The sequence below is a fragment of the Aeromonas sp. Y318-3 genome (assembly GCF_027706185.1).
Classification (GTDB): domain Bacteria; phylum Pseudomonadota; class Gammaproteobacteria; order Enterobacterales; family Aeromonadaceae; genus Aeromonas; species Aeromonas veronii.
The window spans coordinates 354729-375855 of record NZ_JAPDCN010000003.1 but is presented as its reverse complement, the minus strand read 5'-3'; the positions used below and the strand labels follow the sequence as shown (position 1 = coordinate 375855).

Below are 21127 nucleotides of genomic sequence, written 5' to 3'. Positions count from 1 at the left end.
CAGAGGCAGAGGCAGAGGCAGAGGCAGAGGCAGAGGCAGAGGCAGAGGCAGAGGCAGAGGCAGAGGCAGAGGCAGAGAATGATTCCATAGTCACAGGCTTATGGGTATTGCTTGATACCCGCGATGGCGCCTCTGTTCACCCCTTAAACCTGATCAGCTGTTCCACGAGCCATAGCAACACTGATGAAATGGCAGGCAAAGCAACCGCCTATCCCCTTAGAGTGCTAATAAAGCATAATCGCATTACAGACGGGGCCTAGGTCAATCCTGGTGAGCCCCTCCCCTTAATCCTCTTCGAATACCCAGTAACAACTGTTGTGGTTGCGATGGAACTGGAGGCGATTCACAGGGGATGATTACTCCCCCTGAATCGCACGCATAAAAAAACCGGCGCCTTGGCGCCGGTTTTTGCTCACTATCTCTCGATTACAGAGAAGCAGTGAAGGTACGGGTGATGACGTCTTGCTGTTGCTCTTTGGTCAAAGAGTTGAAGCGAACGGCATAACCGGATACGCGGATGGTCAACTGCGGATATTTCTCCGGGTTTTCCATGGCGTCCAGCAGCATTTCACGGTTCATCACGTTAACGTTCAGGTGCTGACCACCCTCTACGTTGGATTCGTGGTGGAAGTAACCGTCCATCAGGCCAGCCAGGTTGGCTTTCTGGGCTTCCATATCTTTACCCAGTGCGTTCGGAACGATGGAGAAGGTATAGGAGATACCATCTTTAGCGTAAGCGAACGGCAGCTTGGCTACGGAAGTCAGGGAAGCAACAGCACCTTTCTGGTCACGACCGTGCATCGGGTTTGCACCCGGGCCGAACGGAGCACCGGCACGACGGCCATCCGGGGTGTTACCGGTCTTCTTGCCATATACCACGTTGGAGGTAATGGTCAGAACAGACTGGGTAGCAACAGCACCACGGTAGGTGTTCAGCTTCTGAATCTTCTTCATGAAGCGCTCAACCAGGTCACAGGCGATATCATCAACGCGAGCGTCGTTGTTACCGAACTGCGGGTATTCGCCGTCGATTTCGAAGTCGATGGCAACGCCATCTTCGTCACGAATCGGCTTGACCTTGGCGTACTTGATGGCAGACAGGGAGTCAGCCGCTACAGACAGACCAGCGATACCACACGCCATGGTGCGATATACGTCACGGTCGTGCAGCGCCATCAGAGAGGCTTCGTAGCTGTACTTGTCATGCATGTAGTGGATGATGTTCAGCGCAGCAACGTATTGCTTGGCCAGCCAATCCATGAAGTGGTCCAGACGATCCATTACGTCGTTGTAGTCGAGGTACTCGGACTTGACCATCTCGGTTTTCGGACCGACCTGGATCTTGAGCTTCTCGTCCATACCACCGTTGATTGCATACAGCATGGTTTTGGCCAGGTTGGCACGAGCACCGAAGAACTGCATCTGCTTACCAACGATCATCGGGGATACACAGCAAGCGATGGCGTAGTCATCGTTGTTGAAATCCGGACGCATCAGATCGTCATTCTCGTACTGAACGGAAGAGGTCTCGATGGATACCTTGGCACAGTACTTCTTGAAACCGACCGGCAGCTTCTCGGACCACAGGATGGTCAGGTTCGGCTCAGGGGACGGGCCCATGGTGTACAGGGTGTTCAGCATACGGAAGCTGTTCTTGGTGACCAGAGTACGGCCATCAACGCCCATACCAGCCAAGGTCTCGGTCGCCCACATCGGGTCGCCGGAGAACAGTGAATCGTATTCCGGAGTACGCAGGAAGCGAACCATACGCAGCTTCATGACCATGTGGTCCATCAGCTCCTGGGCTTCTTGCTCGGTGATCAGGCCTTTCTGCAGGTCACGCTCGATGTAGATATCCAGGAAGCTGGAGGTACGACCGAAGGACATGGCTGCACCGTTCTGGGACTTGACTGCCGCCAGGTAGGCGAAGTAGGTCCACTGTACGGCTTCTTTGGCGTTCTTGGCCGGTACGGAGATATCGCAACCGTACTTGGCAGCCATCACCTTCATCTGTGCCAGGGCACGGTGCTGCTCGGAGATCTCTTCGCGCAGACGGATGGTGGCTTCCAGGTTGACGCCGTTTTCCAAGTCAGCTTGCAGGGACTTGAACTGAGCCAGTTTGTCGGCCATCAGGAAGTCAACACCGTACAGAGCAACACGACGGTAGTCACCGATGATACGGCCACGGCCGTAGGCATCCGGCAGACCGGTGATAACACCAGACTTACGGCAGTTCAGGATGTCTTTGGTGTAAACGTCAAACACGCCCTGGTTGTGAGTCTTGCGGTATTCGGTGAAGATCTTCTCGACCATCGGGTCCAGTTGACGACCGTACACTTCGCAAGAAGTTTTAACCATCTTGATACCGCCGTTGGCGATGATGGCGCGCTTCAGCGGCTTGTCAGTCTGCAGACCAACGATCTGCTCCAGGCTCTGATCGATATAACCGGCATCGTGTGCGGTAATGGTGGAGGGCAGGTCAGTATCAAAATCAACCGGCGCATGAGTGCGGTTCTCGATTTTGATCCCTTCCATGACCTTGTCCCACAGCTTGGTGGTCGCTTCGGTCGCGCCAGCCAGGAAGGACTCGTCACCTTCATACGGGGTGTAGTTCTTCTGGATGAAGTCACGGGTGTTGACAGAGGTCTGCCATTCACCGGCCGCGAAGCCTTCCCATGCTTTTTGGAACTGTTCGTTAAGTTCTGCCATTTTTCATTACCTCACACGGTATTGATGTAGTATCCCGCAATCATCCTTAATGATGACGACGGAAGATAAACCAGTAAGTCAGACCAACCATCACGCCACCACCGATGATATTGCCGATGGTCACGGGGATGAGGTTGTGTAGGACAAAGTTGGATACGGTCAGGTCAGCAAAGGTTGCCGGATCCTGGCCGATGGCCTGCCAAAATTCCGGACTAGCCACGCTGTGGATAGCGATACCAACCGGAATCATAAACATGTTTGCGATGCTGTGCTCGAAACCTGAGGCAACGAACATGGCAACAGGCAGCAGCATAACCACTACCTTGTCAGTCGCGCTGCGGGCACCAAAGGCCATCCATGCAGCAAGACATACCATCAGGTTACAGAGGATACCGAGCGCCACCGCTTCGAAGAAGGTGTGGTGAATTTTGTGTTGGGCCACTTTGAGGGCGTTAAGGCCCCACTGACCGTCTGCTGCCGTGTACTCTGCAGAAACGATGATCAGCGCCACCATCAGCAGACCGCCAATCAGGTTACCGAAGTAGACCAGACCCCAATTCTTGAGCAGCTGAGCCCAGCTGATGCGATTGGCAGCCTTGGCCACCAGTGTCAGGGTGGTGGAGGTGAACAGCTCGGCACCGAGCAGCACACAGAGAATAAGTCCGAGAGAGAAGCAGAGACCGCCCACCAGCTTGGCCATACCCCAAGGCATGGAGCCGGTTCCGGTCGTCACTGTGATGTAGAAGATAAATGCGATGGCGATGAAAGCGCCTGCGGTGATGGCCAGTGGAATGACCTTGTATGCCGGCTTGGTAGCCTTGGCATAGGTGATGTCTTCAGCCAGTGCAGCGATGGCTTCGGGCTTGAGACAATCGAATGGAGATTCAGCTTTCAATTATTTTCTACCTGAATGTTTTGCCTGTTGAAATCATAACAAAGGGCCAAATAGCCAAAATTGACATTGATCAAGTTTATCAGAGTGCGAATGTAATTTTACTACAAATATTTTAGTGCGATGGCTACGCCACTTTACACCAGGTATCAGCTGAAACAGAAATATCACATTTTTAATGCAATGATTTTAAAGAATTTATTCCAGAGCATGGAAATGTGGCATTGGCAAGATATCTTTGCAGATCGACAGCACATCCCCTGCCCTGCCATCAACCCCCTTAGGGGTATTTTTTGTTTTTTATTTCATCTTTGAATAACTATCCCGTGCCTTGCTGCACGATAAACAGAAGGGGCCACTCGGCCCCTTCCTTTACAGCAACAATCACGCCCAGTGATGGGCTCGCTTGGCCTTCTGCAGCTTCTCGTAAGCCGCCAGCAGCTTCTGGTGCAGCGGGAACTGGGAGAGCGACAAGTCGGCCGCCTCCAGACCGTGGAAGCGTGCTTCGCCAGTGGCGTTGGCCCATGCCTGTGCCAGCGTCTCTTCACCATACATGCGGGTGAAGACGGCGCGATACTGCTCCGGATCCCGCTCCTCGTCGAGGAACAACTCGACGCAGGCACGCAGGGCGCGGTAGTAGCTGGCTCGCTCGGCAGTGAACACCGACTGGTTGAACTCCATGGTCCAGTCGATGAGATCCAGTGCGGTCTCCAGCTCACCGGCGGCCAGCGCCAGCATGGCTTTCAGCTCGCCAACGCGCAGGGTGTGCAGCGCGGTACCCTTGGCAGCGGCGATGCCCAGCAGCTCGCGTACACGGGTACGCTCGTCGTGCCCCTCTTCATCCAGTTGATCAAACAACGCCATGTACTGCTCGGCATCCCAATCAAGTGATGGCAGTGCCAGGATCACTTCGCGCAGGTTGGCGCCCATATTGTTGTTGGCCAACAGCAGATCTTCAGCCGGATAGATGTCGGACATGCCCGGCACCAGGATGCGGCAGGCGTAGACACCCAGATGCTCGTAGTCGGCGATATAGACCGGCTGCTCCAGCTCATGGAAGATGCCGATCAGGTGATCGAACTCCTCCTGCGAGGTGCCACGAAAATCCCAGTCGGCAAACTCGAAGTCCGCATCCTGCTTGAACAGATCCCAGCTGATAAGGCCCGAGGAGTCGATGAAGTGAGTCTCGAGGTTATGGTGATCCGCAACCTGCTCGTTATCGAATGACGGCGGCACGAACACGTCGAGATCTTTGAGACCACGGCCCTGCAGCAGCTCGGTCACGGTGCGTTCGAAGGCCACTTCGAAGCGCGGGTGGGCGCCGAAGGAGGCAAAGCAGGTGCCGTTGCTCGGGTTGAGCAGCACCACACAGATGACCGGATAACGGCCACCGAGGGAGGCATCGAAGCTGTAAATGGGGAAGCCTTCCGCTTCAAGGGCGGCGATGGAGGCGGCAATTCCCGGATAACGGGCAATCACCTCGTCCGGGATCAGCGGCAAGCTGATGGCCTCGGCAATGATCTTGTTCTTCACGTGGCGCTCGAACACCTCGGAGAGCGCCTGGGTGCGCGCTTCGGTCTTGGTGTTGCCAGCGCTCATGCCGTTGGAGACATAGAGGTTGCCGATGATGTTCATCGGGATGTAGACGGTCTCGTGATCGGACTGACGCTCGAACGGCAGGGCGACGATACCGCGCTCTTCGTTGTTTGACTGCAGATCCACCAGCATGTCGGCGGTCACTTCACCGTCCGGGTTGTAGAACTTGCGGGTGAAGCTGTCGAGCAGACCGGCCGGGAACTGGTCACCCTCGATGGGGAACCACTTCTCGTTCGGGTAGTGAACGAAATCGCCGTTGGCGACCTGCTCGCCCAGATAGAAGTCGGCGAAGAAGTAGTTGGTGGAGAGACGCTCGAAATATTCGCCAAGGGCAGACGCGAGGGCCGCCTTCTTGCTGGCACCCTTGCCGTTGGTAAAGCAGAGGGCGCACTCTTTGTCGCGAATATGCACCGACCAGACGTTCGGCACGGGGTTGAGCCAGGAGGCCTCTTCGATATCAAACCCTAAGGCTTGCAGCTTGGTCTGGAAGCGTTCGATGGAGTCTTCCAGCGCCGCGTCCTTGCCGGGAATAAAAGTGTGGTCAGTCATCACGATATCCTGATTTTTATTGGCTCATGTTCGGCCGCAGATAATAGCAGGGGTCGGCAGCTTTGGCAGGACAAAAATCAGCAAACAGGGGTGAGTCGCACGGTGAGAAACCGGCTTGCCCCCTCTCCCCCGCCACAAACAGCGCGGGCCCGGGGATTGCCCGGGCCCGCTGGTTACGCGACGCGATAAACCGTCAGAGCTGCTTGCCCTGGCTCGCAATCACCTGGCTGTACCAGTGGAAGCTCGCTTTCTTGATCCGGCGAAGGGAGCCCCCCTGCTCGTCACGCTCCACATAGACGAAGCCGTAACGCTTCTGGTAGCCGTTGAGCCAGCTCAGGATGTCGGTGAACGACCAGGCGCAGTAGCCGAGCAATTCCACCCCATCCTGCATCGCCTCCTGGCACGCCTTGACGTGGCTGCGCAGGTAATCGATGCGGTACTCATCGTTCACCTTGTCGCCCGCCTCCAGCTTGTCGAACTCGCCAAGACCGTTCTCGGTGATCATCAGCGGCAGACCATAGCGGGAAGAGAGGCGACGCAGGGCGATACGCATCCCGGTCGGGTCGATGGCCCAGTCCCAGTTGCTGGTCTCAAGGTGCGGATTGGGCGCCGTCTTGTAGAGGCCCGGGATGCCGCTGGACGGTGTAGTGCCCTTCTTGCCGGTGGTGTTGATCCGCTGCAGGGTCTGACCGCCCAAGGGGTTATCAGTGTAGGTCAGGGTGTAGTAGTAGTTGACGCCGATGTAGTCGGGCGTCCCCTCTCGCAGCAGCTCCATATCACCCGGCAGGATCTCCGGCGCCTCGCCGTTTTCTCGCAAGTAAGCGAGCGCCGCCTGCGGATAGCGGCCAAAGCAGTAGGCATCCAGCCACCAGAGGTTGTTGAACTCCTCGGCGTTCTCATAGGCCAGCATATCTTTCGGATTGCACGACGCCGGATAGGCAGGGGAGTAGGCAAAGCTCGGGCCGATGAGGCCATTTGGCACATGCTGGCGAAACGCCTTGATCACTCGGGCATTGGCCAGAAACGCGATGTGGTTGGCGGCAAAGAAGCGCTTGCGATCCTGCACGGCAGGCGGATGGGTGCCGAGCTGATAGGCGTTGGTCAGGTTGTAGTTCTGCTCGTTAAGCGACACCCAGTACTTCACCTTGCCGGCAAAACGCTGATAGAGGGTCACGCAGTAGCTCTCGAAATCCTCGATAATGCGTCGGTCTTCCCAGCCGCCGTACTCATCCTGCAGCGCCTGCGGCAGATCCCAGTGATAAAGGGTCAGCACCGGTTCGATCTGGTGGGCCAAGAGGGTGTCGATCAGCTTCTCGTAGAAGGCCAGCCCCGCCTCGTTCACCTCCCCCCGACCGGTGGGATAGATGCGCGGCCAGCTCACCGAGAAGCGGTAAGCCTTGAGCCCCATCTCGGCCATCAGCGCCACGTCCTCTTCCATGCGGTGGTAGTGATCCACCGCCACATCGCCGTTGCTCCCCTCAAAGGTCTTGCCCGGCAGCTTGGTGAAGAGATCCCACACCGAGGGCCCCTTGCCATCGGCATTCCAGCCTCCCTCCACCTGATAGGCGGCGGAGGCGGCGCCCCACAGAAAATCGCTCGGGAAGTCGTTGAACTTGTGGTGATGCATCTGGTGTTGCTCCTTCTGCGCTGATGGTGTCAGCCATCTCTGATAACTCGGCGCCCCCGTGCCGGGGCATCCGAAATGAATTGGCATAAGCATCCATCACTTCTAAAATTCCGTCCAATGACAAATTTGACCACTCAACATTCCCAACAGGAATGAAAGGAGCCCTGATGGAGCTACGGGATCTGAAAGCTTTCGTCACTCTGGGGGAAGTGCTGCACTTCGGCCAAGCAGCGGTACGTCAGCATGTTACCCAGTCGGCCCTGAGCAAACAGATAAGGCGGCTTGAGGAGGAGCTGGGCGGCGAGCTGTTCGAGCGCAACGCCAGTACCACTCGCCTCACCGGACTGGGCAGGGCGCTGTATGAGGATGCCCGCGCAGTGGTCATCCAGAGCGAGCTGCTCTCGCGCACCGCCCGCGACGTGCTGGCGGGCAATGTCGGCACCCTGCGCATCGGCTTTGGCGTGGCCACCAAAATCCTGGTGCCCGCCGCCATTGCCCGTTTTCGCGCCGAGCGGCCGCAAGTGACCATCGAGCTCAACGATCTCTCCACCCACCACCAGCTACTGGCGCTCAGTGAAGGCAAGCTGGATCTCGGTTTTTGCCGCATGCCCGCCCCCAAGGGGTGGCACGCCCTGCCGGTGGTCGAAGCCCACTTTGTCGCCGTACTGCCCGCCAGCTACCGCGATGTGAGGGAGTTGGCGGATCTGGTGGACAAACCGCTGGCGATCCTGCGTCGAGACAAGGCGCCGTCGTTTTACGATCACCTGATGAACTATCTGGCCCAGAGCGGGCTGCGTTTTCGCGATATCCAGTACGTCAACGACTTCGCCGCCGGTGTTGCCACCGCGGCGGCAGAGATCGCCTGGACCCTGGTGCCCTCCTCCACCACCATCGAGCACCCGGATGTGCTCACCCTCCCCTTGAGAGACGGGGAAGCCTGCTGGACCATTGGCCTTATCCGTCCGCCCCACAGCAAGGGGCCCTTGATCGATGCCTTCTGGGCAACCATCGCCGATATGGCGCCAAGATAAACACGCCGTTGGCAAACAGCAGATGGCGGCCGCGCATCAACGATAGCGTTCGACGATACGCGCCAACTCGCCGCTTTGTCGCAGCTGTTGCAGGGCACGGTTGAACTCGGTTATCCGGGTATTGAAGCGGGAGTGCTTGCCGATGCAGAGATTGAACGGGGTAGAGGCAAGCTGCAGCGGCACCTCGACCACCTGCCCGGACAATCCCAGCTGGTTGAGTTTGAAACGAGCCACCAGTGGGTCGGTCACCATCAGATCCCCCCGACCCGCCGCCAGCATTTTGAAGACATTATCAACATTGATGGTGTGATGAACGGTGAAGCCCGCCAGGTTCTCCTTGCCCCAGCCGTTACCGAAATAGTCGAGAAAGGTAAGCGATTTGAAGTCGCTCAAGCGGCTGGCTCGCTGAAACTCCGCCATGCGGGGATGGGCGCGCTGGGTAAAAATGGTTAGCACTGTGGTGGTGACCGGCTCTTCCACAACCAGGGTATAACTGCGCCGCTCCCGGGTGGCGATGGTGACAAAACCATCGGCCTGCGCCATCCGCACCATTTTTTGCGCCCGTTGCCACGGATAACCTTCATGGCGCACCCGCAGCCCCATGTGCGCTGCCACCCGCTCCATCACGTCGATCATCAGCCCGCGCATCTTGCCCTGTTCGTCACGCCACGAATATGGGGCAAAGTCGTCAAAGTAGACCAACTTCAACTCGGCCGCTGGCGCCGCCCAGACACTCTGCCACATCAGCAATCCCCACAAGATTGCGCTCCCCAGACTGACTCTCATGGCCGCGACTCCATCCACTTCTGCCACCTCTGAGCCTAGTGCAAAGCGGGCTGCGGCAAGGTTCAGGATCCAGTGGAAAAAGTGGCCAACGAAAAAAGAGAGAGGAAGCAGTGGCTTCCCCTCTCTCGTTCGTTTTTCAGCACGCCACCTTACCGATGGCGGTCACGGCTTGCCGGTTACGCCAGCTCGGCCCGCAGCGCCCTGGTGGCATCGACCATCACCTTGAGGGCGGCCTCAGTCTCTTCCCAGCCGCGAGTCTTGAGGCCGCAATCCGGGTTGACCCAGAGCCGCTCGGCCGGGATCTGTTTGGCCGCCTTGCGAAGCAACCCCTCAATCCAGCTCTGGCTCGGCACGTTAGGCGAGTGGATGTCGTAGACGCCCGGGCCAATCTCGTTGGGGTAGTTGAAGCGTTCGAACGCTTCGAGCAGCTGCATCTGGCTGCGGCTGGTCTCGATGGTGATCACGTCCGCATCCAGCGCCGCCACCGCCTCGATGATGAGGTTAAAGTCGCTGTAGCACATGTGAGTGTGGATCTGGGTGCTGTCCGCCACCGGGCTTGCGCTCAGACGGAAGGCCCGCACCGCCCAGTCGAGATAGGCCTGATGATCCTGCTTGCGCAGGGGCAAGCCTTCGCGGATCGCCGGTTCGTCGATCTGGATGATCTTGATGCCGGCGGCTTCCAGATCTGCCACCTCGTCGCGAATAGCCAGCCCGATTTGCAGGGCCGATTGCTCGCGGCTCACATCTTCCCGCGGGAAGGACCAGCAGAGGATGGTCACAGGGCCAGTCAGCATCCCCTTGACCGGCTTGTCGGTCAGGCTCTGGGCAAACTTTGTCCATGCCAGGGTCATGGGAGTCGGGCGGTCAATATCGCGGGTGATCACCGGCGGCTTGACGCAGCGGGAGCCATAGCTCTGTACCCAACCGAAGCGGGTGATGGCAAAGCCATCCAGCAGTTCACCGAAATACTCCACCATGTCATTGCGCTCGGCCTCGCCGTGCACCAGCACGTCCAGCCCGATGGCCTCCTGACGCGCGATGGCATCGCGGATTTCGGCCTTTATGCCCGCCTCGTAGGCGCTGTCATCGATGCGACCAGCGCGCCAATCCTGCCGCAACCCCCGGATCTGCGAGGTCTGCGGGAAGGAGCCGATGGTGGTGGTGGGCAGCAGCGGCAGTTTGAGATCCGAGCGCTGCAGCTCGGCCCTGACCGGATAGGGGCTGTGGCGATCAAAATCGCTGTTGGTGAGGCTGGCGAGCCGTGACTGCACCGCTTTTTTGTGCACACGGCTGTCGGACTCCCGAGCGACGATGGGCTGGCTGTAGGCGGTGATTTTGTCGAGCTCGCCCCCATCCAGATACTCTCTGAGCAGTCCCAGCTCGAAACATTTTTGCAAGGCGAAGGCGAACCAGCTGCGGGTCTGGGGATCCAGCTCCTGCTCCAGAGTCAAATCCACCGGGCTATGCAGCAATGAGCAGGAGGAGGCCACCCAGAGCCGCTCGCCGAGTTTGGCTTTCAGTGCCTTCAGAGTCGGCGCCAGCTTGGCCAGATTGGCACGCCAGACGTTGCGGCCGTTGATCACCCCGGCGGAGATGACCCACTGGGCCGGCAGATGCGGCACCAGGGTCTCCAGCTGTTCGGGGGCGGCCACCAGATCCAGATGCAGGCCATCTACCTTGAGGCTGGTGATGATGTCGCGCTGATGAGCCACCGAACCGAAATAGGTGGTGAGCAGCAGCTTGCAGGGGCCCGTGAGGCGCTCGTAGGCGTTGAGATAGGCCAGCCGCCACTCGTCCGGCAAGTCCAGCGTCAGCGCAGGTTCATCGATCTGCACCCACTCCACCCCTTGGGCGGCCAACTTGGCCAGGATCTCCTGATAGACGATGAGCAGGCGATCGAGCAGTTCAAGGCGAGAGAAGCCGCTCTCTTTCTCCTTGCCGAGCCACAGATAAGATACCGGTCCCAGCAGCACCGCCTTGACCGGCAGCCCCAGCGCTTTGGCCTCTTCGACCTCGTCAAACAGCTGGCTCCAGCCCAGCTTGAAGCGCTGATCACGGCTGAATTCCGGCACCAGATAGTGATAGTTGGTGTTGAACCACTTGGTCATCTCGGCGGCCGCCGCCGCCGGGCCGGTCGGCGCACGGCCGCGGGCCACCCGGAACAGGGTGTCGAGATCGGTCTCGCCATGGCGGTGGCGGGCAGGCACCGCATCCACCAGCAGGCTGGTACCGAGCACCTGATCGTACCAGGCAAAGTCGCCCACCGGCAGCAGATTGACCCCGGCGCCGTGCTGGGCCTGCCAATGGCGCTCACGCAGCGTCTTGCCCACGGCAACGAGTTCGGCCTGAGTGGTCTCGCCACGCCAGTAGGATTCGAGGGCAAATTTCAGCTCGCGCTTTGCGCCGATACGGGGGAAGCCCAGGGTGTGTGCTCGTGTCATAGGTTCATTTCCTTATGCTCATTCATCTGATGGGAAGCTGGATGATTTAGCCATCCAGATGTTTACACATCCAAAATGACAAGATAAGGTGACGCTGGCTATTGAATCCTCTTCAAGTGGCTCTCAAATAATCCTCAACTGGCCGCCGAACAGGTTCACCGCGAGGATACAGAGGCCGATGTTTACAGGTGCAAGAGGTGCCGGAGTCAAGAAGCGCAGCAGGGTAACCGCCGGCCGCAACCTCAGCGCCATACGCAATCTCACAAGGAGCCATCTTATGGCAGTGCCAAGCAATGCAGGGATAGAGATCAAACACTTGAAAACATTAACCGCGCTGGCCGAGCAGGGCTCGCTGGCCGGTGCGGCGCTGACCCTCAACCTCACCCAGTCCGCCCTCTCCCACCAGCTCAAAGAGCTGGAGACCCGCCTCAATCTGGAGCTTTACCTGCGCAAAAGCCGCCCGCTGGTGCTGACCGCAGCCGGCAGCCAGCTGCTCGCCCTCGCCCGTCAGGTGTTGCCCGCTCTGGCCCAGACCGAGAAGCAGTTGCAAGCCCTGCAGAGCGGCGATGCGGGCAGGCTGCATCTGGCGCTCGATTGCCACAGTTGCATCCAGTGGCTGCTGCCGCTGTTGCCCGATTTTCGCCGCCAGTGGCCCGGGGTAGATCTGGAGGTGGAGTCAGTGCCGGGCTTTGATGCCATCAATGCCCTGCTCGGCGGCCAGCTCGATCTGCTGCTCACCTCCGATGTGCAGGCCCGCGGCGATCTCCACTTCGAGCCGCTTTTTGCCTTCGATCTGACTCTGGTGATGGCGCCGGATCACCCCCTCTGCCACCAGAGCCGCATCGAGCCGGTCGATCTGGAGCCGGAGGTGCTGCTGGTCTATCCGGTGGAGCGCAGCCGCATGGATATCTTCAGCCGCTTTTTGCAACCCGCCGGGGTGGAGCCCGCCCGTTGCAAGCCGGTGGACAACACCTCGGTGATGCTGCAGATGGCCGCAGCCGGCCTCGGGGTTGCCGCCCTGCCACGCTGGGCCAGTGACGAGTTTGTCAGACAGGGAATGCTCTGCGCCCGCCCCCTAGGGAGCGGTATCCGTCGCCATATGTACGGCGCGGTGCGGGCCGCCGATCGGGATCAAGCCTGCCTGCAGAGCCTGTTCGAGCGCATTCGCCGCAAGATGGAGGGATAGCCCTCCTCAGCGTGGCTGACCGACCTCTGCCAGCAGTGCAGGCAACTGCGCCTTGATAAAGTCGATGAGGGCCCTGACCGCCGGTGACAAACCGCGCCGCGCGGGATAGAGCATCACCAGCTTGCCATCTTTGGGACGCCACTCGGGCAACAGTTGTTGCAGCCGCCCATCCGCCAACTCATTCACGCAGGCGTAAAGTGGCAAGCCCACCATCCCGACCCCCGCCAGCGCCGCCTGTTTGAGGGTTTGCACATTGTCGCTGCGCAGCAGCACATTGACCGCCACCTCCTCACTCTCCCCACTGTCGTGCCGCAGCCGCAGCAGATCGGCCTGACGCTCCAGCGAGCTGAAAAGCAGGGCATCCTCTCCTTCCAGCTGCCGTGGATGCGCCAGCGCATTGTGGCGCGAGAGCCATGCCGGGGTCGCCAGGACGCCCCTCTGCACCGTGCAGAGCGGCACCTGCACCAGACTGGAGGGGGCCTGCTCGAAGGCCACCCCGCGGATCACCACATCCAGCCCCTCCTCCAGCAGATCCACCTGCCGATTGCTGGCTTGCACGGCGAGCCTCACCTTGGGGTATTGCGCCATAAAAACGGGCAACAAGCGGGCAAGCAGCGCATCGGCAATGGTAATGGGCACGCTGATGCGCACCAGACCGCTCGGCTCCTGCTGCCGTTGCCGCACAGCCGCCTCTCCCGCCTGCGCCTCGGCCAGCATCGCCTGACAGTGGCGATAGAGCACCTCACCGGCATCGGTCAGGCTGAGCTGGCGTGAGGTACGTTGCAGCAGCCGGGCATCCAGTCGCTCCTCCAGCAGCCGGATCCGGCGCGAGATCCGCGACTTGGGCACGCCAAGCGCCCGCGCGGCGGCAGTGAATCCCTGCCGCTGCACCACATGGGTGAAGAGATAGAGATCATTCAAATCAAGTTCCAGTGGTGTCATCGGGCAGCCTTGGTCAGGGTGAGGTGCATTCACATCGTTCCACCAATAGAACGATAAGAACCTATTTCACCAGATTGTCGCCATTTTTGCAGCCATCATAATGGCCCTGTCCCCATCAGACGGTTGCTGTGCGGGCAATCCGCCCCACCAGCAAGGGCCGTTTGACTGTTCCGATATCACAAGGAGTTCACCATGAAACTGCGACAAATCTGCTCTGCCACCCTGCTCGGTCTGGCGACCCTGACCACCACGCTGGCCACCACAGCGACACCGGCCATGGCCGCCGAGGCTGCCAGCCATCCAACCGTATCACCCAACCGCTATCTGGAGATGCTCTCCCGAGACAATGCGGTACTGCTGCTGGTCGACCATCAGGTCGGCTTGCTGAGCGGCGTGCGCGACACCACGGTGGGCGAGCTCAAGCACAACGTGGTGGCGCTGGCCAACGCCGCCCGCGCCCTCGGCGTGCCGGTGATCGTGACCGCTACCATGCCCGATGGCATGTGGGGCCCCACCATGCCTGAACTGACCAGTGCCCTGCCGGATGTGAAGGTGATCAACCGCACCGTCATCAACGCCTGGGACGATCCTGCCGTGCGCGCCGCCATTGAGAAGACCGGCCGCAAACAGCTGATCATCGCCGGGGTATCCCTCGAGATCTGCGCCAGCTTCCCGGCCCTCTCTGCCAAGGCTGCCGGCTATGATGCCCGGGTGGTGCTCGATGCCTCCGGCACCTTCAACGAAGCCAAGCGTACCACTGGGCTGCAACGCTTGCTGGGGGCCGGTATCCCGGTCACCGACTACGCCTCCGCCGCGGTCGAGATGCTGCGCAGCAACGTCGACCCCAAGGCGCACGATGTCTACAGCGCCCTCGACATGCCTTTCGCCACCCTGGTGTGGCAGATGCAAGAGGGTGCCAAGAAGTCGTAACTCGCCCCGCCTTCGGTCAGATGACCGAAGGCTTCTTTTGTCTTCAAGAGGTTATATCGATGACCAGACGTCTGACTCTCTCCGCCCCCGTCAAGGGCCAACCGCTGCGCATTGGCAGCGGCTTTGCAGCCAGCCATTTTGGCGAACACTTTTTCAACGGTCTGATAGACCCCGTGGTGATGGTGGATCACTTCCAGATGACCGCCCCCACCTTCGAGCCCCATCCCCACGCCGGGATCTCTGCCGTCACCTATCTGTTCGAGGATTCGACGAGCCCCCACGTCAACTACGACTCCCTCGGCAATCAGGGCCCCATCGAACCGGGAGCGCTCCACTGGCTGGCGGCCGGGCGCGGGGCCGTGCATACCGAGCAGCCGGAGGGGGCATCGCCCTATGTCCACGCCCTGCAAATCTTCGTCAACCTGCCTGCCCGTCAGAAGATGGCGTCGCCTTTTGCCGTCCACGCAGCCGCAGCCACCATCCCCGAGTTTCATGGCGAAGGGGTGCGAGTACGGGTGGTCGCAGGCCACAGCAACGGGATAACGGCACCACACTCAGTAGAACTGCCCCAACCCTTTACCCTGCTCGATGGGCATTGCGCGCCCGGCAGCCGCTTCACCCATCTGCTGGCGGCAGGCTGGAATGCCATGATCTATCCCCTGACCGGATCGCTGACCCTGCAGGCGGAGGGTGAGCGGCACCTCATCCCGGCAGGTCACGGGATGGGTGTCAGCCTCTCTGCCGATGGCGGCGAGGCGGTGGCACTGCAACTTGAGGCCACAGAGCCCTGCCACTTCGTGCTGCTCTCAGGCCAGGCGCTCAATGAACCCCTGGTCAAACATGGTCCCTTCGTCATGAACAGCCACGACGCCATTGCAGATCGGCTGCATGCCTATCAGCGCGGCGAATTTGGTCAGCTCAACGATGAGTGGCTGCGCAACGGCCAATATCGGCCATGAGCACGCTCGCTGGCCACCAGCCACAAAGCACGCGCTGGCCTCTGGTCTTCCTCGCCATTTTTGCCGGTGCCAGCGGCGCCCTCTGCCTTGGCAAAGTGCCCGCCGTACTCGGCATACTGCGCAGCGAGCTGGGGCTGACACTGGTTGAAGCCAGCTATCTCGCCTCAGCTTTCAATACGCTGGCGATCCTCTTCAGCCTCTTTCTCGGCCTGCTGCTGACTCGCTGGAGTGGGCGGCAAACCGGGGTTGTGGGGCTGCTGGTTATCGTCACAGGCGGGGCGTTGGCACTGCCCGCCACCGGGCTGGCCATGATGCTGCTGTCGCGCATTGTCGAGGGGATTGGCTTTTTGCTGGTCTCGGTGGCCATGCCCGCCTTTATCGTGGCGGTGACCCGGGAGGAGGATAAGCGGCTGGCCCTGAGCCTGTGGGCGGTCAACCTGCCCCTTGGTGCGGCGGCCGGCATGCTGCTCACCCCCTGGCTCACGGCGCAAGGTGGCTGGCGACTGGCCTGGCTGATCCTGATGTTCCCGCAACTCTCTGCCCTGCTGCTTCTGCTCGCCAGTCGTTCGGCAGATAAACTGCGGGTCTGGGCACCCCAAAACTCGATCAACTCGGGCCACCCGCTGCGCCAACTCACGGTGCTCCGGCAGAAGGCACTCTGGCGCTACGGGTTGGCGTTCACGCTCTACAGCCTGATGCTCTGGGCGCTCTTTGTCTGGCTGCCAACCATGTTGCAAGGCAGCCCCGGGATTGGCCAAAGCCAGATCGCCCTGCTTTCAGCGCTGGCGGTGGTCGCCAATATTCCCGGCAACCTGATGGGGGCATGGCTGCTGCGCCGGGGCGTGGCACGAGATCGGCTCATCAGCTGGGCACTGGGCCTGATGGCGCTGTGCGGCATGCTCGCCTTCTGGCCCGGCCTGTCGCCGTGGTGGGCCTATGGATTGTGCCTCGTCCTCTCCCTTTCGGGTGGCATGGCGCCGCCGGCGATCCTCTCGTCTGCGCAGGGAGTGAGTCAGGGGCCGGTGCAACTGGCCATCGTGCAGGGATTTTTTGTCCAGCTCGCCAACCTCGGTCAGCTGCTGGGGCCCTTGCTGCTGGCCGCCCTGATGACAGACAACGGCTATTGGGGAAATGCTCGCTGGCTCTTTCTGGACGGCTTGCTGCTGGTCGCGCTACTCTATGCCGCGGGCCACCTGCCGGGCTCAAGCATGGCTGCAAAACAGGCTCGATCGCATTCGCGGCAAGATGGAAAATGACGAATAGAGAGTGAAACATCACAGTTATCGCAGGGAATGCTAGCCGGACAAGAGGCTGTTCAGTATGTTAACTGTTTAATTTTGCTTAACGGTAGCCACCATGTCTCAAGTCGATCTCAATCTCTTTCGCGTCCTCGATGCGGTGATCCGCTATGGTGGTGTCACCACGGCCGCCGAGATGATGGAGATGACCCCCTCGGCCATCAGCCAGGCCATCAGCCGCCTGACCACCCTGGTGGGCGAGCCGCTGTTTGTCCGCCAGGGACGCGGCATCACCCCCACGGCGCGAGCGCTCAGTCTGCACCACGAGATCATGGTGCCGCTGCACGACATGGAGCGCAGCCTGCAGCGCACCGATCTCTTTGATCCCCAGACCAGTCGGCGCACCTTTCGCATCGCGGGGGTGCCCGATATCGATATCTTCTTCCTGCCGGAGCTCAACAACCTGCTGCAGACCCAAGCCCCCAACTGTCAGCTGGAGTGGAACACCCAGGTGCAGGACGAAGCCCTGCGCCAGAACAGCCTCTATCTGCACAGCGTGGATCTGGTGCTGGCCACCAAGCCGATGGCGGAGCAGGGGATCGAAAACGAGCAGATCATGTCCCAGGCCCTGCGCATCGCCTGCCGCAAGGATCACCCCAGGATCCGCCAGGCCCCCGACATGGCCACCTTCTTCAACGAAAAGCATGTGGTATTGCAAACCAGGCGGCTCGACAGCTTGCTGCTCAACACCCTGACCAAGGCGCCGCTGCCGCCGCGCCAGATTGCCTACGAGAGCGACTCCCTGCTCACCGCTCTTCATCTGGTGAGTCGTACCGACTGGCTCTGCGTCGCCAGCCAGTGGCACATGGAGAAGCTGGGGCAGGCGCTGGATCTGGCCAGCTATCCCCTCCCCTGGCTCTCGGAGGATTGCCCCGTCTACATGAGTTGGCACAAGAGCTCCGGTCAGGATACCGGGCTTAATTGGCTCAAAGATCAGGTGCGGGCCGTCAGTTCGTTTTAATTATGCTTAACAGTCAAGCATGCCCTTCTCCTCATCCGGGCTATCGCTCTTCTCGACAAACCGCCTTATGGATAATCCCCCTTCAGGATAATCGGGGGCCTTTTCTCAACCATTAAGGCGCAGCTCATGACGACATCGTCGTGCCGAAATAGCTGCGCAGCGCCTCCACCACCCGCCGCACCTTCTCCGGGATCTCCCGCTGCGGCGTGATGGCGTGGATCTCCATCGGCTGCACCCGAAAACCGGGCAACAGTTCGAGCAGACGCCCCTGCGCCAGATCCTCGCCAATCTCCCCCTCCGGTTGCAGCGAGATCCCCTGCCCCGCCAGCGCAAACTGGCGCAAGGGCAACACGTTATTGCAGAGCACCTTGGCCTTGAACCTCACCCTGTGCTCGCCCCCCTTCTCATCCTGCAGCAGCAAACCGTTGCCCAGCATGTCGCCGCAAAGCCAGTCGTGGGTGGCCAGATCGGCGGGCGTGCGCGGCGCTCCCTTGCGCGCCAGATAGGCGGGGGCGGCGCAGAGCAGCATCCGGGTCTGCCCCAGTTTGCGGGCCACCAGGGTCGAGTCGGGCAAGGTGCCGACCCGCAGTGCCACATCGATCCGCTCGGCAATCAGATCCCGCTTCTCGTCGTCGGCGATGATCTGGATGGTGAGGCCGGGGTGGGCCTGCAGCAGCGGAGAGAGGGCCAGCGCCAGCGGCTGGCCCGCCATCCCCACCGGGGCGGTGATCCGCACTTCCCCGAGCAGGGCGTCGCGCACCTCCGAGAGGCGCAGCTCGGTCTCGCTCAGAGTCTGCTGCAACGCCCGACACCCTTGCCACACCACCTCTCCCGCCTCGGTCAGACTGAGACGACGGGTGGAGCGATGGAGCAGGGGCAGTCCGAGCAGGCTCTCCAGCTGACTGATATGCTGACTGACGGCGGAGGGGGTCATGCCAAGGGATTTGGCCGCCCCTGTCATGCTGCCCGCTTCCACCACGGCGGCGAAGATGGCGTAACGTCTGAGCTGTTCCATTATTAAATCCAGCTTATAAGTGAATGCATTTTTGAGGTGATTATTAAATCATAAATGGCGGCGTAGGATAGCCCCATTCCAACAGTGAAGGAGAGTTCCCCATGAAGATTGCCCTGATCGGTGCCAGCGGTTTTGTCGGTTCAGCCATCCTGAACGAGGCCATCAGCCGCGGCCATCACGTCACCGCCATCGTCCGCGATGTCAGCAAGGTGGCCGCCCATCCGCAGGTCACCGCCGTGGCGGTGGATGCCCAAAACCCGCAGGCATTGGCCGAGGTGCTCAAGGGGCACGATCGGGTGATCAGCGCCTACAACCCGGGCTGGAGCACACCGGATATCTACGACCAGTACCTCAAGGGCGCCAACGCGATCGTCGCAGCAGCCAAAGCGGCCAACAGCTGGCTGCTGGTAGTAGGTGGCGCCGGCAGTCTGGAGGTTGCCCCCGGCGTGCAACTGGTGGATACCCCTGAGTTTCCGGCCGAGTGGAAACAGGGGGCGCTGGCGGCCCGCGACGGTCTCACCGCCCTGCGTCATGAAACCACCCTCGACTGGCGCTTTGTCTCTCCCCCGGTGTTCCTCGAACCGGGCGAGAAGCGCGGCGGCTATCGGATTGGTGGCGATCAGGTGCTGTTCAGCGGCGAACAGCCTGCCGGGATCACCGCCGGTGATCTGGCTGACGGTGTGCTGAACGAGGTGGAAAAACCGGCTCACCAGCGCCAACGCTTTACCCTGGGTTACTGAGAGCCAGCAATCGGTTAAGGCCAGAATGCGCGGTCACTCACCTACGCTTCCGGTCAGGTGAACACCCGCTCAACCAGAAGGGAGGCATCCGCCTCTCTTCTGTTTTGGCCATTTTCTGTTTTGGTCATTTTTGCCGCTGGTAGCTTGCCTCTGGTTATCACTCTCCCCCTCATCGTTGCCCCTTTACCCCGCAATGGCTGCGCAAAAAACCTTCAGCCCATCAGGCGCCGAATTCCATTTCGAATTTTGTATATAACTAAGAATAATTTGTTGTTTCATTCTTATAACACCGAACAGTAGCATCCCCTTTATCCCAGATGGCGCCACACTGTCGCGCCATCCCGTTTGCCGCTTATCAGGTCTGCCAACAGCGGAGGCAGTGCAAGAGATGGCGCCAGAGATAACGAAAGAGTGAGGAGGTGCACATGGAACATTCACCACTGCCGATCATCGATCTGGCTGCCCTCAACGGGGCACCCGAGGTGCGTCACCCTATGCTGGCCAGGCTGGCCGCGGCCGCCCGCGATGTGGGCTTTTTCTATCTGGTCGGCCACGGCTTGAGCAAGATTGAGATGCTAGAGACTCTGGCGCTGGCAGAGCGCTTCTTTGCCCTGCCGGAGCAGGAGAAGCTGACGGTGCAGATGGTCAACAGCCCCCACTTTCGCGGCTACAACCGGGTCGGTGCCGAGCTGACCCGCCAGCGGCCGGATCTGCGAGAGCAGTTCGATATCATGAATGAGGCGCAAGCCCTGCCTGCGGCCCTGACCCGTGCACCCTGGCAGCGGCTGATCGGCCCCAACCAGTGGCCAACCGCCCTGCCCGAGATGAAAGGCCATCTGCTGGCGTGGCAGGAGCGGCTGAGCGATATCACCCTCACCCTGCTGGCCGCTTTTGCCGAGGTGTTGGAGCAACCGGCCAACGTGTTTGACGACAGTATTCGCGGCGCCCCCTACCAGCACATGAAGCTGATTCACTACCCGGGGCAAGAGGCGGGTGGCAACAGTCAGGGGGTCGGCGCCCACAAGGATCCTGGCTACCTGACGCTGGTGATGCAGGACAATCACTCGGGGCTTGAGGTCGAGACGGCCGACGGCTGGATCTCCGCACCGCCCCTGCCGGGAGCGCTGGTGGTCAATATCGGCGAGCTGTTGGAGCTGGCCTCCAACGGCTATCTCAAGGCGACCCTGCATCGGGTGGTAAGCCCGCCGCCCGGCGTCTCGCGCCTCTCCTGCGCCTTCTTTATGGCGGCGCGGCTTGATGCCACCGTGCCACTGCTCAGCCTCTCCCCCGCGCTGGCAGCGCAGGCGCAAGGGCCGGAGAGTGACCCGACCAACCCGCTCTTTAATCAGGTGGGGAAGAACGTGCTGAAAGGGCGGCTGCGATCCCACCCGGATGTGGCGGCGCGTCACTATGGGGAACCCGCTCGCCTCCCGTGCACAGAGAGCGAAGCGATACCGGCCTAAGC

Annotated in this window: 17 protein-coding genes; 9 read left to right on the top strand and 8 right to left on the bottom strand. The window is 60.5% G+C overall.

The window, feature by feature from the left end:
- Window positions 1–260, top strand: a 260-nt coding sequence (locus OKB77_RS06310) for a hypothetical protein (protein ID WP_270817152.1), incomplete at its 5' end; no start/stop codon positions are given.
- Window positions 261–426: 166 nt separating this feature from the next.
- Here the strand turns inward: OKB77_RS06310 and pflB are convergent.
- The 4 genes from pflB to OKB77_RS06290 all read right to left on the bottom strand — a co-directional run bounded on the left by pflB (window position 427) and on the right by OKB77_RS06290 (window position 7373).
- The gene (pflB, locus tag OKB77_RS06305; protein ID WP_058056933.1) at window positions 427–2709 is read right to left on the bottom strand and encodes a formate C-acetyltransferase; all 2283 of its coding nucleotides are present in this window, start codon (window positions 2707–2709) and stop codon (window positions 427–429) included.
- 46 nt (window positions 2710–2755) lie between these two features.
- Window positions 2756–3604, bottom strand: coding sequence for a formate transporter FocA (focA, locus tag OKB77_RS06300; RefSeq protein WP_005333620.1), 849 nt, complete (start codon window positions 3602–3604; stop codon window positions 2756–2758).
- Between the two features lie 381 nt (window positions 3605–3985).
- The gene (gene ycaO / locus OKB77_RS06295; protein WP_005352574.1) at window positions 3986–5746 is read right to left on the bottom strand and encodes a 30S ribosomal protein S12 methylthiotransferase accessory factor YcaO; all 1761 of its coding nucleotides are present in this window, start codon (window positions 5744–5746) and stop codon (window positions 3986–3988) included.
- Window positions 5747–5939: 193 nt separating this feature from the next.
- Window positions 5940–7373, bottom strand: coding sequence for a glycoside hydrolase family 1 protein (locus OKB77_RS06290; protein WP_270817151.1), 1434 nt, complete (start codon window positions 7371–7373; stop codon window positions 5940–5942).
- A 167-nt stretch (window positions 7374–7540) separates the two neighbouring features.
- On the opposite strand from OKB77_RS06290, the gene OKB77_RS06285 reads away from it, so the two are divergent.
- Window positions 7541–8404: a LysR family transcriptional regulator gene (locus OKB77_RS06285; protein ID WP_270817150.1), complete on the top strand. Its 864-nt coding sequence runs from the start codon at window positions 7541–7543 to the stop codon at window positions 8402–8404.
- A 36-nt stretch (window positions 8405–8440) separates the two neighbouring features.
- On the opposite strand, the gene OKB77_RS06280 is transcribed toward OKB77_RS06285, so the two are convergent.
- On the bottom strand, window positions 8441–9190 hold the full coding sequence (locus OKB77_RS06280; protein ID WP_270817149.1) for a substrate-binding periplasmic protein: 750 nt from the start codon (window positions 9188–9190) through the stop codon (window positions 8441–8443).
- Window positions 9191–9366: 176 nt separating this feature from the next.
- Complete coding sequence (gene metE, locus OKB77_RS06275) at window positions 9367–11631, bottom strand: 5-methyltetrahydropteroyltriglutamate--homocysteine S-methyltransferase (RefSeq protein ID WP_270817148.1); 2265 nt, start codon at window positions 11629–11631, stop codon at window positions 9367–9369.
- Window positions 11632–11908: 277 nt separating this feature from the next.
- Between metE and OKB77_RS06270 the strand changes: the two genes are divergently transcribed.
- Window positions 11909–12817 (top strand): LysR substrate-binding domain-containing protein, encoded by a 909-nt coding sequence (locus OKB77_RS06270; protein ID WP_270817147.1) that lies wholly within the window; start codon window positions 11909–11911, stop codon window positions 12815–12817.
- Between the two features lie 6 nt (window positions 12818–12823).
- Here OKB77_RS06270 and OKB77_RS06265 read toward each other — a convergent pair whose 3' ends face one another.
- Window positions 12824–13759 (bottom strand): LysR substrate-binding domain-containing protein, encoded by a 936-nt coding sequence (locus tag OKB77_RS06265; protein ID WP_270817146.1) that lies wholly within the window; start codon window positions 13757–13759, stop codon window positions 12824–12826.
- Between the two features lie 192 nt (window positions 13760–13951).
- Here OKB77_RS06265 and OKB77_RS06260 point away from each other — a divergent pair, with 192 nt between their 5' ends.
- The 4 genes from OKB77_RS06260 to OKB77_RS06245 all read left to right on the top strand — a co-directional run bounded on the left by OKB77_RS06260 (window position 13952) and on the right by OKB77_RS06245 (window position 17907).
- Complete coding sequence (locus OKB77_RS06260; protein WP_005333630.1) at window positions 13952–14689, top strand: isochorismatase family protein; 738 nt, start codon at window positions 13952–13954, stop codon at window positions 14687–14689.
- Between the two features lie 59 nt (window positions 14690–14748).
- Window positions 14749–15648, top strand: a complete 900-nt coding sequence (locus OKB77_RS06255) for a pirin family protein (RefSeq protein ID WP_111900656.1) — start codon at window positions 14749–14751, stop codon at window positions 15646–15648.
- A complete protein-coding gene (locus OKB77_RS06250; protein WP_270817145.1) occupies window positions 15645–16904 on the top strand; it encodes an MFS transporter in 1260 nt (419 codons plus the stop codon). Before OKB77_RS06255 ends, OKB77_RS06250 begins: the two co-directional genes overlap by 4 nt.
- Window positions 16905–17004: 100 nt before the next feature.
- On the top strand, window positions 17005–17907 hold the full coding sequence (locus OKB77_RS06245) for a LysR family transcriptional regulator (RefSeq protein WP_005352600.1): 903 nt from the start codon (window positions 17005–17007) through the stop codon (window positions 17905–17907).
- Between the two features lie 124 nt (window positions 17908–18031).
- Here OKB77_RS06245 and OKB77_RS06240 read toward each other — a convergent pair whose 3' ends face one another.
- Window positions 18032–18922: a LysR family transcriptional regulator gene (locus OKB77_RS06240; protein WP_159143870.1), complete on the bottom strand. Its 891-nt coding sequence runs from the start codon at window positions 18920–18922 to the stop codon at window positions 18032–18034.
- 101 nt (window positions 18923–19023) lie between these two features.
- Here OKB77_RS06240 and OKB77_RS06235 point away from each other — a divergent pair, with 101 nt between their 5' ends.
- A complete protein-coding gene (locus OKB77_RS06235) occupies window positions 19024–19662 on the top strand; it encodes an NAD(P)-dependent oxidoreductase (protein WP_270817143.1) in 639 nt (212 codons plus the stop codon).
- Between the two features lie 425 nt (window positions 19663–20087).
- Window positions 20088–21125 (top strand): isopenicillin N synthase family dioxygenase, encoded by a 1038-nt coding sequence (locus OKB77_RS06230; RefSeq protein WP_270817142.1) that lies wholly within the window; start codon window positions 20088–20090, stop codon window positions 21123–21125.
- The last annotated feature ends 2 nt before the right edge of the window (window positions 21126–21127 follow it).

Bases quoted from the DNA above. Each gene is read 5' to 3' on its own strand.
- pflB (WP_058056933.1), bottom strand. From the start codon at position 2,709: ATGGCAGAACTTAACGAACAGTTCCAAAAAGCATGGGAAGGCTTCGCG.
- ycaO (WP_005352574.1), bottom strand. From the start codon at position 5,746: ATGACTGACCACACTTTTATTCCCGGCAAGGACGCGGCGCTGGAAGAC.
- OKB77_RS06290 (WP_270817151.1), bottom strand. From the start codon at position 7,373: ATGCATCACCACAAGTTCAACGACTTCCCGAGCGATTTTCTGTGGGGC.
- OKB77_RS06285 (WP_270817150.1), top strand. From the start codon at position 7,541: ATGGAGCTACGGGATCTGAAAGCTTTCGTCACTCTGGGGGAAGTGCTG.
- OKB77_RS06280 (WP_270817149.1), bottom strand. From the start codon at position 9,190: ATGAGAGTCAGTCTGGGGAGCGCAATCTTGTGGGGATTGCTGATGTGG.
- metE (WP_270817148.1), bottom strand. From the start codon at position 11,631: ATGACACGAGCACACACCCTGGGCTTCCCCCGTATCGGCGCAAAGCGC.
- OKB77_RS06270 (WP_270817147.1), top strand. From the start codon at position 11,909: ATGGCAGTGCCAAGCAATGCAGGGATAGAGATCAAACACTTGAAAACA.
- OKB77_RS06265 (WP_270817146.1), bottom strand. From the start codon at position 13,759: ATGACACCACTGGAACTTGATTTGAATGATCTCTATCTCTTCACCCAT.
- OKB77_RS06260 (WP_005333630.1), top strand. From the start codon at position 13,952: ATGAAACTGCGACAAATCTGCTCTGCCACCCTGCTCGGTCTGGCGACC.
- OKB77_RS06255 (WP_111900656.1), top strand. From the start codon at position 14,749: ATGACCAGACGTCTGACTCTCTCCGCCCCCGTCAAGGGCCAACCGCTG.
- OKB77_RS06250 (WP_270817145.1), top strand. From the start codon at position 15,645: ATGAGCACGCTCGCTGGCCACCAGCCACAAAGCACGCGCTGGCCTCTG.
- OKB77_RS06245 (WP_005352600.1), top strand. From the start codon at position 17,005: ATGTCTCAAGTCGATCTCAATCTCTTTCGCGTCCTCGATGCGGTGATC.
- OKB77_RS06240 (WP_159143870.1), bottom strand. From the start codon at position 18,922: ATGGAACAGCTCAGACGTTACGCCATCTTCGCCGCCGTGGTGGAAGCG.
- OKB77_RS06235 (WP_270817143.1), top strand. From the start codon at position 19,024: ATGAAGATTGCCCTGATCGGTGCCAGCGGTTTTGTCGGTTCAGCCATC.
- OKB77_RS06230 (WP_270817142.1), top strand. From the start codon at position 20,088: ATGGAACATTCACCACTGCCGATCATCGATCTGGCTGCCCTCAACGGG.